This is a genomic window from Armatimonadota bacterium, assembly GCA_037138755.1.
GTDB lineage: Bacteria > Armatimonadota > Fimbriimonadia > Fimbriimonadales > Fimbriimonadaceae > Fimbriimonas.
On record JBAXHT010000001.1, the window covers coordinates 2009678 to 2023310 of the forward strand.

15 protein-coding genes and 1 other RNA gene are annotated in these 13633 nt (G+C 53.6%); 13 read left to right on the plus strand and 3 right to left on the minus strand.

What is annotated here, in order from left to right:
• Positions 1–82: 82 nt before the first annotated feature.
• From nuoD to WCK51_09565, 3 genes are read right to left on the minus strand one after another with little or no spacing between them, the layout of a single operon-like run.
• Positions 83–1237: an NADH dehydrogenase (quinone) subunit D gene (gene nuoD, locus WCK51_09555; protein MEI7577129.1), complete on the minus strand. Its 1155-nt coding sequence runs from the start codon at positions 1235–1237 to the stop codon at positions 83–85.
• Positions 1238–1296: 59 nt separating this feature from the next.
• Positions 1297–1875, minus strand: coding sequence for an NADH-quinone oxidoreductase subunit C (locus tag WCK51_09560; GenBank protein MEI7577130.1), 579 nt, complete (start codon positions 1873–1875; stop codon positions 1297–1299).
• Positions 1875–2279, minus strand: a complete 405-nt coding sequence (locus WCK51_09565) for an NADH-quinone oxidoreductase subunit A (protein ID MEI7577131.1) — start codon at positions 2277–2279, stop codon at positions 1875–1877. The genes WCK51_09560 and WCK51_09565 overlap by 1 nt, the downstream gene beginning before the upstream one ends.
• 49 nt (positions 2280–2328) lie before the next feature.
• Between WCK51_09565 and trpD the strand changes: the two genes are divergently transcribed.
• The 13 genes from trpD (at position 2329) to recR (ending at position 13573) form a co-directional block, all read left to right on the plus strand.
• Positions 2329–3333, plus strand: coding sequence for an anthranilate phosphoribosyltransferase (gene trpD / locus WCK51_09570; protein ID MEI7577132.1), 1005 nt, complete (start codon positions 2329–2331; stop codon positions 3331–3333).
• Complete coding sequence (trpC, locus tag WCK51_09575) at positions 3330–4106, plus strand: indole-3-glycerol phosphate synthase TrpC (protein MEI7577133.1); 777 nt, start codon at positions 3330–3332, stop codon at positions 4104–4106. The genes trpD and trpC overlap by 4 nt, the downstream gene beginning before the upstream one ends.
• On the plus strand, positions 4103–4699 hold the full coding sequence (locus tag WCK51_09580) for a phosphoribosylanthranilate isomerase (protein ID MEI7577134.1): 597 nt from the start codon (positions 4103–4105) through the stop codon (positions 4697–4699). Before trpC ends, WCK51_09580 begins: the two co-directional genes overlap by 4 nt.
• Positions 4700–5117: 418 nt before the next feature.
• Positions 5118–5357 (plus strand): hypothetical protein, encoded by a 240-nt coding sequence (locus tag WCK51_09585; protein MEI7577135.1) that lies wholly within the window; start codon positions 5118–5120, stop codon positions 5355–5357.
• Between the two features lie 226 nt (positions 5358–5583).
• Positions 5584–6072, plus strand: a complete 489-nt coding sequence (locus tag WCK51_09590) for a hypothetical protein (GenBank protein MEI7577136.1) — start codon at positions 5584–5586, stop codon at positions 6070–6072.
• Positions 6073–6271: 199 nt separating this feature from the next.
• Positions 6272–7207 (plus strand): PEP-CTERM sorting domain-containing protein, encoded by a 936-nt coding sequence (locus WCK51_09595; GenBank protein ID MEI7577137.1) that lies wholly within the window; start codon positions 6272–6274, stop codon positions 7205–7207.
• Positions 7208–7739: 532 nt separating this feature from the next.
• Positions 7740–8651 carry an ABC transporter ATP-binding protein gene (locus WCK51_09600; protein ID MEI7577138.1) on the plus strand — a complete coding sequence of 304 codons (912 nt, stop codon included), beginning with the start codon at positions 7740–7742 and terminating at the stop codon, positions 8649–8651.
• On the plus strand, positions 8648–9433 hold the full coding sequence (locus WCK51_09605; GenBank protein ID MEI7577139.1) for an ABC transporter permease: 786 nt from the start codon (positions 8648–8650) through the stop codon (positions 9431–9433). The genes WCK51_09600 and WCK51_09605 overlap by 4 nt, the downstream gene beginning before the upstream one ends.
• Before the next feature lie 5 nt (positions 9434–9438).
• Positions 9439–10845 (plus strand): hypothetical protein, encoded by a 1407-nt coding sequence (locus WCK51_09610; protein ID MEI7577140.1) that lies wholly within the window; start codon positions 9439–9441, stop codon positions 10843–10845.
• Positions 10846–10877: 32 nt separating this feature from the next.
• Positions 10878–10976: signal recognition particle sRNA small type (gene ffs / locus WCK51_09615), an RNA gene on the plus strand.
• Positions 10977–10981: 5 nt separating this feature from the next.
• A complete protein-coding gene (gene dnaX / locus WCK51_09620; GenBank protein ID MEI7577141.1) occupies positions 10982–12625 on the plus strand; it encodes a DNA polymerase III subunit gamma/tau in 1644 nt (547 codons plus the stop codon).
• A 6-nt stretch (positions 12626–12631) separates the two neighbouring features.
• Positions 12632–12973 (plus strand): YbaB/EbfC family nucleoid-associated protein, encoded by a 342-nt coding sequence (locus tag WCK51_09625; protein ID MEI7577142.1) that lies wholly within the window; start codon positions 12632–12634, stop codon positions 12971–12973.
• Between the two features lie 3 nt (positions 12974–12976).
• On the plus strand, positions 12977–13573 hold the full coding sequence (gene recR / locus WCK51_09630) for a recombination mediator RecR (protein MEI7577143.1): 597 nt from the start codon (positions 12977–12979) through the stop codon (positions 13571–13573).
• Positions 13574–13633 lie beyond the last annotated feature (60 nt).

The following is a 13633-nucleotide window of genomic DNA, read 5'->3' on the forward strand; positions in this document are numbered from 1 at the left end:
TATCACTGACTTTGTCGAAACTGAGAGTGTTTTGAAAGAATTTCCCAAATATTAGTGAATCAGGGAACTTTGACGAGTTCCCTCAACGATCGATTTCACCCAAAACAATGTCAATCGAGCCAATGATCGCGATCAAGTCAGCGATCATTCGATCTTTTGCCAAAACCTCAAGAGATTTGAGATTCATGAAACTGCTAGGTCTTTCGTGCCATCGGTAGGGACGGTTGGTCCCGTCGCTCACGATATAGAAGCCCAATTCCCCCTTTGAGCCTTCCACGGCGGCGTACGACTCTCCCACCGGAGGTCGAAAGCCTTCGGTGTAGAGTTTGAAGTGGTGGATGAGCGATTCCATTGAGAAATCAATCTCGGGCTTGGGCGGAGGCGCGATCTTGCGATCAGCCGTGCAGTAATCGCCTTCAGGAAGGCCATCGATGGCCTGCTCGATGATCTTCGCACTCTCGCGAAGTTCGACCATTCGGACCAAATAGCGGTCGTAGACATCACCGGTTCGGCCGACTGGGACCGAAAAGTTGAAGTCTTCGTAAGAAGAGTAAGGCTTGTCCTTGCGCAGATCCCAGTTGATTCCGCTGGCACGCAAAATGGGCCCCGAACACCCAAGTGAAAGAGCATCCGAAGCTGACAAAATCCCAACATCGTAGGTTCGCTCTTTCCAGATTGGGTTTTCGTTGATCAGGGCTTCAAGCGTGTCCATCTCGTTATCGAAACTTTTCAGGAATTCTCGGAGCCGCGGCTCGAACTCTGCGGGTACATCGCCACGAAGTCCGCCGGGAACGATCCAAGAAGGCATCATCCGGACGCCGCTCACCATTTCAAAGATGTCTAGAATGAGTTCGCGCTGTTGAAAAGTATAAAAGAACGGGGTCATCGCGCCCATGTCGAGCGCGTGGGTACCAAGCCAGACGAGGTGCGATGCGATGCGGCTTAGCTCTGCGAGGATGACGCGAATGTATTGTGCCCGCTTTGGAATTTCGCAACCCAGAAGCTGCTCTACCGCAAGCGCATGAGCTAAGTTGTTACCGTTGGCATTGAGGTAATCCATGCGGTCCGTCATCGGGACGCATTTCAGATACTGCTGGTACTCAGCTTCCTTCTCCATCCCAGTGTGGAGATAGCCAATCACGCACTTACACTGAACAATGGTTTCGCCGTCGAGCTCGGTGATGACTCGAAGGACGCCGTGAGTGGATGGGTGCTGAGGACCCATGTTGACGATCATGGTGTTTTCGCCAACACGCTGGAAGATCGTCTCGGTGGACGGCATAAAGGTTTGTTGGTTCATCGTCCGCTGACCTCTTCGGTTCCGGTCTTGCCCTCAAAACTCTCTCCGGCATGGGGGCGCATTTTGTCTTCGACGGCTGGTCCGCGAGTTCCGATATCAAACAGAACGTCTTCACCGCCAAGCGGGTACTCCTTTCGTAGCGGGAAACCGACCCAGTCGTCAGGAAGCATGAAGCGCTCGCCGGGTTTCAGTTCGTTTCCGGTGAATTTTATGCCGTACATGTCGCCGATCTCTTTCTCGGGGTACTCGGCCCCTTGATAAACCGGAATTGCGGATGGGATGGATTCACCATCGCTCACACTAGTCTTCACAAAGACTCGGTTTCCGCTCGAAAGCGAAAGAAGGTTGTAGACGACCTCGAAGCGGCCCGAGAGATCTCGCTCATGGGTCCAGGTGCTGTAGTCCGCACCAACGCACTCGCTAAAGAACTTATAGTCATGCTTTTCTCGCAAGACGGTCAGTGTTTCAAGCAGGTCAGAAGGCGCGACGCAGAAATAGGTCCCGGCGTGCTTTTCAGCGATTTTCAACAATCGCTCGCCCAGAAGAGACTGGAGTGTTTCGGTTTCCGCAACCATTACGCCGCCTCCTGGAACTCTTTAGGATCGGCTTCGGGCTCGTCCCAATCGATTGCTTTCACCTTTAAAATATACGCATAAGCCAGAACCCAAGTCGCCATGAACGCCAGGAACTCGAAGAACGTGAACTTAATGAACTCGGCCGTTCCGCCCTTGTAAACAGTCATCCAAGCCCAAAGGAAGACCACTTCAATATCGAACAAGATGAAGATGATCGCAACGAGATAAAACTTGATCGGGAATCGCTCGCGAGCGTCACCGACGGGAGCAACACCGCACTCGTACGGAGCATTTTTATAAGAGGTGTTTCGCTTTGGTCCCAGAAGCCAACTGATGGTGGCAAAGACCGCGCAGAGAAATGCTGCGAGTCCCATGAGCGCGAGGATGCCGATGTACGATCCCATCACCTAAAAGCATACCTTTGGCAGTTAAAATTGGGCGATAATCGAAGCAATGGAATTTGGACCGTTGCTTGGTAAAGTTGCAAACCGGGAGCACCTCTCGCTCGCCGAGGCCTCCTCCTTGATGAAGAGCCTCATCAAAGATGCGACTCCGGTGCAAATTGGCGCGACGTTGACCGCGCTCCAGATGAAAGGAGTTACTAACGACGAAATTGCGGGCTTCGCTCGAACTCTTAGGGCAGACTGCGTTTCAGTCGTTTCCCCGGTCAAGAACCATATTGATACATGCGGAACAGGCGGCGGAGTCTCCTCGTTCAACGTTTCGACTGCAGCGGCGATTATCGCCGCTGGCGCCGGGGCGACGGTTGCTAAGCACGGCAACCGAGCGATCACCGGTCGTTGTGGTTCAGCAGATGTTCTGGAAGCGATCGGAGTTCCACTCTGCGAGACGCCGGAAGATGCTTCTCGGCGGCTCAATGAACTCGGGTTTGCCTTTTTGTTTGCGCCAAAATTCCATCCTTCAGGAGCCAAGATGGCTCCGATTCGGAAGGAGCTTCCTTTCCGAACAGTGTTCAATGTTCTCGGGCCTCTTTTGAATCCAGCTGGTGCACGTCGCCAGATCGTTGGAGTTTGGGAGCCGGGGCTGCTTTCGATGGTGGCCGAAGCACTCGTTCGCCTTGATACCGAGTTTGCGATTGTCGTGCACGGCGAGCCGGGGATGGACGAGATCTCTCCAATCTCGGTGACTCAGGTTCGGGTCGTTGAGAACGGGGAAGTGAGAAGGGAAGAGTGGACGCCGGCGACTTTCGGGGCGAAGCCGGTTGATCTCTCGGCTCTGCTTTCGGGAGAGACTCCATTGGATAACGGGCAGCTATTGGAAGAGGCGGTCACCCAGGTTTCTTCTCAGAAGTGTTTGGCGGTTTTGCCGAGCGCGGCGGTTGCGGTTCGGCTGGCCGGACTGGCCGATGACTGGAAGGGGGCATACGAACTGGCTCTGGAGACGGTTCGGAGCGGGGCCTCTGCGAGCAAGCTTGAGCGGCTGAAGGCGGACGCTTGACGATCCTGGAGAAGATTTTTGCCACCAAGCGCGAAGAAGTTGCACTGGCTCGGCAGGTGATTTCGGTTGAGGAACTTAGGGAACGAGCACTGCGCTTTGAGCCTCGCGGTTTCCGCGCAGCGTTGATGGCGGCACCCAAGCCGGCTCTAATCGCGGAGGTGAAAAAGGGCTCTCCTTCGATGGGCGAAATTCGAGCGGACTTTGATCCGGTTGCAATTGCTCAAAGCTATGAACGGGCTGGGGCGACTTGTCTGTCGGTTCTGACGGATGTTCAGTATTTTCAGGGTTCGCCGACCTATCTGCGTGAGGTTCGGACAGCGGTGTCGTTGCCGTTGCTTCGGAAAGATTTTGTGTTTGACACTTATCAGTTAGATGAGGCACGGGCTTGGGGGGCGGATTGTGTTCTCCTAATTGTCGCTGGCTTGGAGCGGGGGCTGTTGACTGATCTCTATCATGAGGCGAAGCATCGGTTGTTGGATGTTTTGGTCGAGGTGCACGATGAAGCGGAGACGGAGTTTGCGGTTGAGTTGGGGGCGGACATGATTGGAATTAACAACCGTGACCTTCGGACGTTCAAGACAGATCTTTCGACGACTTCGCGGCTGATTCAGTTGATTCCGGATGGGGTTCTGAAAGTTTCGGAGTCGGCTCTGGAGAGTGCGGAAGACGTTCGGGCGGTGCATGGGATGGGGGCGGATGCGGTTTTGATCGGGACGGCGTTTTGTGCTTCCTCGGACATTGAAGGGAAAGTTCGCGAGGTTATAGGTCGGTGACGCGGGTTAAGATCTGCGGGCTGACCAACGAGCGGGACGCTCGGATGGCGATTGAGTTTGGAGCAGACGCGGTCGGGTTTGTGCATGAGCCTTCGTCGCCTCGGTGCGTCACGGAGACCGATACGGCTTGGTTGCAGAAGCTGCCGCCGGTTCCGATCAAGGTTGCGGTTTTCGGGCGAGTGACGGGGGTGGCATTTCGGGGCTTGTTCGATTTGGTTCAGGGAGCAGAGTGGGAGGAGTATCCGGAGCCTTCGACGAAGCGGATTCATACTTTGCGGGTTCGGGTGGGGCAGAAGCCAGCGGACTATGTTCAGCAGACGGTGAACGCCTCGGCGTTGTTGTTGGATGCATACAAAGATGGTGTTTACGGCGGGACGGGTCTGGTTTTGGACTGGGGTTTTGCCGCAGAGTTCGTGGCTCTGGCCGATCGTCCAGTGATTTTGGCGGGCGGGTTGACGCCAGATAATGTTGCAGACGCGGTGCGTCGGGTGCGGCCGTTTATGGTCGATGTTTCTTCGGGGGTTGAAGAAGCGGTCGGGCGGAAGGACTTGGGCGCCGTTCGGGCATTTATCGATGCGGCTCGACTGGCTTGAGCCTCTTCGAGAGAGAACTGCGACGCATTTTGCTGGTGACATTAAGTTCAAATGGCTTCTCGCTTTTCGATTTTGGTGGGGACAAGTGGGGACAGGAATTTGGCTTTCGGTCATCGGCTATAGGCCATCTGGAGGAGAGAAGTGCGACGCATTTGGTTGGGTAGTCAGGTTCAACGGGTTTCGATTTTCGGATTCTTTGTGGGTAGGGGTGGGTAGGCGGTTATGAGTCTTGAGTCTTGAGTTTTCTCGATGGGATCGCTTGCGGACGAGAATCTTGCTCATCACCTACTAGGCGACTTTGGAGGGGAAAAGTCAACCAGGTGTGGATTAGATTGGGGCAATTATTGGCTTGAGGGAGAGGATGTGGGTGCATTCTGGGAAGCTAAATCGGACCTGATGGGAAGGGTTTTGCTGAGGCATGACAGGAGCAAGCGGTCGTAACGACCGGGACTTCTTGCGAAGTCTTGGAATGCTCTTCGAGCGCGATGCGAGTTATTCTTGCGCTATCGGGATTTCGACGTTTCTTGAGAAAGGTGGTCTGCTTGGGACGGCGCGGTGGATTGCGGGGCACGCGGACAGTAGGAGGACGAAGGGGTATGACCGAAGAGCGACCAAGCTGGAACTGAGCGAGATTGCTCGGGTGCGAGACGAGCGTTAGTTCAGGCTAGGTATGGCTACGTGATTGAATTTGTTGTAGCTCCAGGTTCCTGGCTAGGTTGGAAGGCTGTTCACGCTTAAGCCAGGCATCGGTGGACCAACTTCCCAGGAGACCATCGCTTAAACGTGTCACCCCAGCTACTCCTGTTTGTCCTGCCCACGAAGTGGCTCGCCGCATAAAACAGAGTTACAATGTTTAAGCTCAACGCGTGAGGTGCTGAATCCATATGCGAAGTGATCTTTTTGTGGTGACTTTTAACCGGAAGAGTCCGCCGAGCTGGCAGCCGATTTGCCCTCGGTGCGGCGGAGTGGCTAATTCACGTTTGAGTTTTCTGACTCAGGCCAAATGGGGTTGCATCGGGATATTTGTTCCGATTTTGCTGCTGTTTGGGTTAGCACGGGTGACGGTACCGATTTGTACGGGTTGCAAGCGTGCGTTGCGAATTAAGCAACTTGGACGCACCGCGACTTGTGTGGCGTGCATGATGCCGGTGATTTGCGCGATGATTTGGCTTGGGATAGAGAACAAATACTTGAGGCGGATCGTGATGATTATTCTTACGATCATCGGTTTGCTACCTTGGGTCCTGCTGGAGGTCATCAAACCATTGGATGTTTCTGTTGAGTGCGAGGGCGATGAGTGCTCTTTTCGATTTGCCTCAGAGGCGTTCTCTTTGGCGCACGGTGGAAGAGCGTACAACTTCATGGAGGCCTGACGCGCGAGTTGGCTAGGCTGACTTTGTGAATATTCCGACCTTGCGTGCAAAAGCCCGACAGAGAGAGCTGTGCCGAAGCACAAGTGGTCTAGAGGGTGCCTCGCGCGGCTCGAGACGCCTTTCTCTGCCGGCAGTCTCACCCTGCCACCGACAGTATTTCTAGCTAGTTGAAGTTCTAGGATCGGTGTACAATTTGGTGATGCGTTTGTTTGTTGGATGCGGCTTGGTTTTGGCTTCTGGGATTGCCTCAGCGCAGTTCTTGCTCGTTCCAGATTCTGGGAATGATCGGATTTTGAAGCTAGACGCGCAGACTGGGGCGGTTATTGATGCCAACTTCATTGTGAACGCCGCGTTTTCGACGCCGGTTGCGGCTAAGCAGGTGGGTGCTGAAATCTGGATCACGGATCAGATCAACGACTCGATCTACCGCTACAGTGATAGCGGAAGCCTGTTGAGCACAATCACGGGTCAGTTGGATAACGTTCGCGGGTTGAATGTGGTTAACGGCCAGGTCTGGGTTACAAACGCGGGAACAGCAAATGGCGGTGCCATTGGGATCTACCGCTACGACTTTAGCGGAAATCTGCTCGGGAACTTCGCGCTTGGAGCATCTTCGGGAAGTAACAGCCCTTGGGACATTAAGCAGTTTGGTTCCGACGTTTACATTTCGGATTCAACAAGCGATGATATTGATCGCTATGATGTTTCGGGCACATACCTTGGCAAGTTCTATAACTCGCCGGGGTCGGCGGACCTGAATTTTCCTCAGCAAATTGGGACGTTTAACAACCAAGTGATGGTTGCGGGGTTTAGCATTCCGACCGGGCTTTATCGCTTTGACAGCTCCGGAGCTAAGGTTGGAACCTACGATGTTTCGGGTTCACTTGGATTGCGGGGTGTCTACCAGCTTGGCAACGGAAACATTCTGGCTACGGGAGGCACTCGCTTGGTGTTGATCAACACTTCCGGCCCGGTTTGGACAGATTCGAATTTGATCAACCAGCTGACACCGGCGGCGAGCTTCCGATTCATTCATGAATTCACTCCGGTGCCTGAGCCCGGAACTCTAGCAGTATTGGGGCTGGGGTGCGCGGCGATGTTGCGGCGGAAGCAGAAGGTCAAGAAGTCTTTGTAGGGGGCCTGAGTGGTCTCCTGCGTGCTAGAGCCCGACATTTAGAGTGGTGCTGAAGCACACGCAGTCTAGTGGGCGGCGTTGCACCCTATGGTTTCGACTGCGAATTAGGGTTGTGCGCTCCTAGAAGACAAAAAAATGTGAGGTGGCGGATAGGAGAGCTATGCTGGCCAACCTCACAAAGGCTTGCACCGTTGACTTTGCCCTTGGATCTCTCCCCCGAAGGTGTCCCATCAACTGGTGACTGGTAGTATTACCAGCCAATCTTGCAAAACGCAAGTTTTTGTTAAATTTGCTCTCGATTTCACAATAAATCTTTTCGCTGCGGGTATGGCTTTGACTCATTTTGTTAGGAGCGATGAACTCCCGGTAAGATTGCTGGGTTATCGAGCAAAACCCGGGCAGTTTCAGAATTTCGTGAAAATCGGAACTTCTGGCGCGGGAATTGTGTCTGACACCGAAGTCGGAGGCGTGCGTCGTGTCTCCTGACAGGTATCCTAGACGCGATCTTAAATCATAGGGAGGTGCGCGACCCTTGGCCGCCGCCATAGAAACAAAGCAGTTAACAAAGACTTACAAGAGCAAAAGCCGAAACCTTACCGTTGTGGACAAGCTCGACCTTCACGTTGAAGAAGGCGAGATTTTCGGATTCTTGGGGCCAAACGGCGCCGGGAAGACGACGACCATCAAGATGCTTCTCAGCATCATTGAAGCAACGTCAGGCGAAGGATACATTCTTGGTAAGGAACTTGGTGACTTTGATGTGCACAAGCTCATCAGTTACGTCCCCGAGCGACCTTATTATTACGAGTACATGACCGGACTTGAGATCCTCAAGTTCTACGGATCGCTCTTCGGAATCTCCGATGTGGCGCACATGCAGAACTTGCTGGAGCGCGTAGGCCTTGCCGACGCTCGCAATACCAACAAGACGATCAACCAGTACTCGAAGGGTATGCAGCAACGCATCGGGCTTGCCCAGGCGCTCCTGAACGATCCTAAGTTGTTGTTCCTAGACGAACCTACGGGTGGACTTGACCCGATTGCTCATCGCGAGATTCGCGACCTTATCTTGGGCTTCCGCGAGGAAGGCCGAACGGTCTTTATTTCATCGCACGAGCTTTCGGAAGTTGAGCTGATCTGCGACCGCGTAGCGATCATCAACCACGGCGTCATCGTTGCACAAGGCAAGCTGACCGACCTTCTGGCTGGCGGGCGAGTTGAAATTCTGGTTGGAAAGCTTGATCGAGGCGTTTTCAGCGACATGAAGATCGAAGATGGCAACATCCACGACACTCCGGCTGGTGTGTTGTTCGACGTTCCGGAAGGATCGGAAATCAACGCGATCATCGATGGTGCTCGTGCAAAGGGTGGCCAGATCGTGAGTATTGTTCCGCGCAAAAAGCGCCTTGAAGACCTATTCGTGGAGGCGGTTCGAAACAAATGAGACCAGTTATTGCTATTGCAAAGGCGACGGTTGGCGAAGCAATTCGTCGGCGCGTTTTGCTGATTATCCTTTTCATCGCTGTTCTGTTGCTGTTGGTTGCACCGCTTTTGGGCGTGCTTTCGGCTCGACAAGAGCAAACGGTTCTTACCGGCTTCGTGCTTGGCATCGTTCAGCTCTCGAGCGCAGTGATTGCGATCACTTTGACGGTTTACATGTTGCCTAACGAGGTTGAGCGACGCACGATCTACACGATTTTGAGTAAGCCAGTTCAGCGCTGGCAATTCCTCATCGGCAAGTATCTCGGAGCCGTTTCGGCTTTGGCGATCATGATGGGGCTGATGGCGATTGTTTCGGTTCTTGAGTTTGGGTTGTTCCACCAAGATTGGGCGAAGGGTATCTCGCTACTTCAGGCGTATGGAATGTTCTTCGTTCAGATGAGCTTGTTGGCTTCGGTCGCGATCTGCTTATCGACCTTCGTTGCTCCGCTAGTGAACTTCTTCCTTACCGGAGGAATTTATCTGATCGGAACTCTTGGTTATGCCTTCTTCGATTCGTTTAACAAGAATCCCAATGCACCTCAGCTTGGAAAAGCTCTCTCGTTCATCGTGAGTTCGATCCTTCCAAACTTTGCCAGCTACAACGTTCAGAACCCGCTGATTAATCCTGAGACAACGATCACCAATCCGACGATGTATGCGATCAACGCAGTTCTGTATGGTCTGTTCTACATCATGATCATGCTGATCATCGGGATGCTGATGTTCGACCGAAAGGAGGTCTAAGCCTAATGGGAAGTTTCGAAACTAAGAAAGCATTTCGGTCGAAACTAGCTGTAGCGGCTGCGGGTCTTTTCGTCGGTCAAGCCGTCATCGGTAATCTCGGCGTCTTTCCGGGTTGGAGTAAGAATTACAGCCCGGTTAAGGAAGGGAAGAGCCTCGTCTCAGCCTCACTTTCGGCGGACCAAATGCTGTTCGCGCTTGCTGGCTTTCGCGAGTTGATCGCGGGAATCCTGTGGGTTCGAGCGGACTCGTTCTTCGAGACGGGGAATTACGACGCGATTCTGCCGATCATTCGGCTGGTCACGATGTTAGATCCTCACCAGATCGACGTCTATGCAACCGGAATGTGGCACATCGGCTACAACTTCACGGATGAGGATCAACGGTCTGATCGTAGATATCTGCCTTCGGCGGTGGCGCTCGGAACCGAAGGTGCCGAGCAAAACCCGAAGACCTATGAAATGTTCTTCGAAACGGCTTGGCTTTGGTATCACAAGATTGAAGACAACTATCCGGCTGCTGTGAAGTGGATGGAGGAGGCGCACAAGCGGGTGGATATTATGCCAGCTCGCAGAAACTTGCTTTGCCGGCTTTATGAGCGCAATGGTCAGGTTGATAAGTCCGTTGAGCTGTGGTACACGCTGAGCGATGAAGCAGTCAAGCTGTACGAGATGGATAAGCAACGGCGCAACTACTCGCTGCGAACGAACCGGGACACCATCGAAAGCAATCTCGACACCCTGCTGGTTCGAATGTCTCAGCGCGGATTCTTTAACCAGAAAGCTGGCGGTAGCTTTACTGACTACGATACCAACCCACCTTTTGATGTTGGGTTTAGCGCCAAGGTCTCTGTTGTTGACGAAAAGGTTCTGAAGGTTCAGGGAACTTGGAACGTGTTGGCTATCGGCTCCAGGTTGAGGTGCGTGCTACGAGACGCTGACTACCCTGATGCGATAAAAGGATCTGTTGACTGGGAAGCTCAGGCAAAGGGCGTCAGTCTTGATCCACCCAAGGACCGAACGTACATGCAAGAAGGCTTGTTCGTTCGTAACCAACGGTTTGATAAGAAAATCGACATGAGCCGCGACCCAACGATGTATCCAATGGTTGGGAAGAACTACGTTCTCGAGTTCTACTACAATCCTCGTTCTGCTCCGGCACACATCCAAGATAAGTTTGGATGGAACGGAGAAGGCATGACGGACAAGTATTTGGCTAACATGAGCACCGATGCTCGGCCAGGTATGAAGGTGCTTTATGCTTCGATACCAATCACAAAGGAGCAACTGCTTCTGCGAGGCGAGTGGACCGACAAGGTTCCAGTGGTGAAAACTCCTAACTACATCGAGACGGACAAGAACTACTCGGACAGCAAGGATAAGCTGGACATTCCTGGACTTCCAGCTAAAAAGTAGGAAAACAACCCCCCGGCGATGCTACAATTCATCGCCGGGAACTGCGCGGCAGCAGTTCGGCGAACCCCGTCAGGGCCGGAAGGCAGCAGCGGTAAGTCGATTCTCTGGGTGATGCAGCCCTCCCGGTATTCTTCTCGTGGCTCAGCTCGCTCTCTACCGAAAGTATCGAAGCCAGACCTTTGAGGATCTGATCGGTCAGGAGCACATCGTGCGGACGATTCAGTCGGCACTGTCAACTGGGCGAATCGCTCAGACTTTTCTCTTTACGGGTCCTCGGGGAACGGGGAAGACATCTTCTGCTCGTCTTCTGGCAAAGGCATTGAACTGCGAGAAGGGGCCAACTCCTACCCCTTGTAACGAGTGCGAGGCTTGTCTTACCATCACACAGGGACACCATCCGGATGTTATCGAGATGGACGCGGCTTCGGATTCGGGTGTGGATGACGTCCGAGAGAAGATTGTAGATGTAGTGAGCTATGCGCCCATGATGGGTAAGTATAAGGTCTTCATCATCGACGAGGTTCACGACTTGTCGCCGAAGGCGTTTGACGCGCTTCTGAAGACAGTGGAAGAGCCGCCAGCGCATATGATCTTCATTCTTGCTACGACGGAGTTCAATAAGGTTCCGGCGACGATTCGATCGCGGTGCCAGAAGTATGAGTTCCATCGGGCTACGATAAAGAATCTGGTTGATCGATTGAACTTCGTCTGTTCTTCTGAGGGAGTGACTGCGGAGCCGGCAGCGGTCGCTGCCATTGCTCGGATGGCAGATGGTGGTTTTCGTGATGCTCTCACCCTTCTTGAGCAGGCGATTTTGGTTTCGGATGGAACGATTACCACTGAGGTCGTGTATGACCAGCTTGGGTTGGTGAACGAGCAGGCGGTGGACGGACTGCTAGAGGCGATATCGAAGGGCGAAATTGCTCGAATCATTGAGGTACTGCAAGACATCGCTCGGTCCGGGCGCGATCCGAGGGCGTTGTTGGAGTCTATGTTGCACCGGCTGGGTGACCTGACTCGGATTTCGTATCAAGTCTCTTCGGATGAGTTTGATGCGACTCGGGAGTCTTCGATGCACGAGTTGGCGGCTCGCCTCGGGCGACCGTTCTTGATCTCGATTCGGTCTTCGTTGGCAGAGGCGCATAAGGTGATTCGGGACATTTCGTTGCCAAGGTTGTGGTTGGAGAGTGAACTGATTCGGCTGAGTCAGCACGGAGCTCGGACGACCTCGTCCGCTCCGAGTGCGGCTACACAGGATGTGATGTCGACTGTCTCCCTCAATCCCCAGTCCAACCCTCGGGAGGAGAAAGGGCTTTCTGAGTCCCCGACGAGTAAGTCACCCTCAGCGTCTCTTGCCGGAGACAGCGAAAGCGCGGCTGGTATCCCTCACTCCAGACCAACCGGAGACATCTGGCAACAGGTGCTTGCTTCGATCCCGGTTCATCCAAACACCGGAATGCCTGCTCCGCATAAAATGCGGTTAGCATCGAGTGCGTTGATCGAGGACTCTGGAGAAAAGCTTCAGGTGAGCATTGAGAACCAGATGCACTATGAGTGGTTCAACGACGATATCAAGCGAACGAAGTTCTTGCAGGATCTCTTGCCGAAGCTAGGCAGGGAAGGCACGAGCATCGAGTTCGTGCTCAAAAAAAAAACTGAATCAATCGTCGTAGAGTCCGAAGCGGTAGAATTACCCGTTGACGGCCCTCGATTGGAACGGATTGTGCGTGAAGTGTTCAACGTTCCGGCTCCGCCAGGCGGAGGCGAGGAACAGATTTAGGCAATTATGAAACTTCCAAAAGGACTCGGCGGCGGAATGGGTGGAGGCGGAGGCCTCATGGCGAACGTGCAAAACGCAATGGCGCGCGCGCAAAACCTTGAGCAAGAGCTTGAGCAAGAGACACTCTCCGTTGACAAAGGCCCCGTCAAAGCGACCTTCGATGGCACTGGCCGGATCAAGTCGATCAAGTTCGATAAGTCGGTTGTCGATCCCGAAGATGTTGAGGCTCTCGAAGACCTGGTTGTCGGCGTCATGCGCGACGGATTCGAAAAGGCTGTCGAGCTGCGAGCAGACCGAGTGGGCGAGATCACCAAGGGCCTGCCTCCGATTCCTGGCCTTGGGATGTAACGGTTGCTATTCGCAAAGCCGCTTGCCGAGCTGATTGCGGAGCTTGAGAAACTGCCAGGCGTGGGTCCAAAAAGTGCTCAGCGCCTGGCATATCATTTGTTAAGAGTCCCATTGCACGAGGCTTCGGCTCTGTCTACTGCAATCATGGCGGCCAAGGAAAAGCTGCAGTTCTGCCTGCGATGCCAAAACATTTCCGAGTTTGAAGAGTGCGAGATTTGTCGCGATATTCGGCGTGATAAGACTCTCATGTGCGTGGTTGCCGAGCCTAGAGATATCGTCGCCCTGGAGCGAATCAACGACTACAAGGGGCGGTATCACGTTCTCCATGGGTTGATGTCGCCGGTGGATGGGATTGGTCCGGAGCAGTTGCGGATTCGGGAACTCCTGGGGCGACTACAAGACGAACCCGTCGGAGAGATCATCGTCGCAACCAATCCGACGATTGAAGGTGACACCACTGCTTTGTACCTCGCGAAGTTATTGAAACCAATTGGAATCAGAATCACGCGCATCGCCCATGGCATGCCATCGGGTGGGGAACTGGATTACGCTGATTCGGCGACTTTGCTTTCGGCTATGGAGTTTAGGCGGGAAATGTGAGGGGAAGTCTTGAGTCTTGAGTCTTGAGTCTTGAGTCTTGAGTCTTGAGTCTTGAGTCTT

What these genes read in the sequence shown, in the direction of transcription:
- nuoD (MEI7577129.1), bottom strand. Translation starts at nt 1,237, where the DNA reads ATGATCGTCAACATGGGTCCTCAGCACCCATCCACTCACGGCGTCCTT.
- WCK51_09560 (MEI7577130.1), bottom strand. Translation starts at nt 1,875, where the DNA reads ATGGTTGCGGAAACCGAAACACTCCAGTCTCTTCTGGGCGAGCGATTG.
- WCK51_09565 (MEI7577131.1), bottom strand. Translation starts at nt 2,279, where the DNA reads ATGGGATCGTACATCGGCATCCTCGCGCTCATGGGACTCGCAGCATTT.
- trpD (MEI7577132.1), top strand. Translation starts at nt 2,329, where the DNA reads ATGGAATTTGGACCGTTGCTTGGTAAAGTTGCAAACCGGGAGCACCTC.
- WCK51_09585 (MEI7577135.1), top strand. Translation starts at nt 5,118, where the DNA reads ATGACAGGAGCAAGCGGTCGTAACGACCGGGACTTCTTGCGAAGTCTT.
- WCK51_09590 (MEI7577136.1), top strand. Translation starts at nt 5,584, where the DNA reads ATGCGAAGTGATCTTTTTGTGGTGACTTTTAACCGGAAGAGTCCGCCG.
- WCK51_09595 (MEI7577137.1), top strand. Translation starts at nt 6,272, where the DNA reads ATGCGTTTGTTTGTTGGATGCGGCTTGGTTTTGGCTTCTGGGATTGCC.
- WCK51_09605 (MEI7577139.1), top strand. Translation starts at nt 8,648, where the DNA reads ATGAGACCAGTTATTGCTATTGCAAAGGCGACGGTTGGCGAAGCAATT.
- WCK51_09610 (MEI7577140.1), top strand. Translation starts at nt 9,439, where the DNA reads ATGGGAAGTTTCGAAACTAAGAAAGCATTTCGGTCGAAACTAGCTGTA.
- WCK51_09625 (MEI7577142.1), top strand. Translation starts at nt 12,632, where the DNA reads ATGAAACTTCCAAAAGGACTCGGCGGCGGAATGGGTGGAGGCGGAGGC.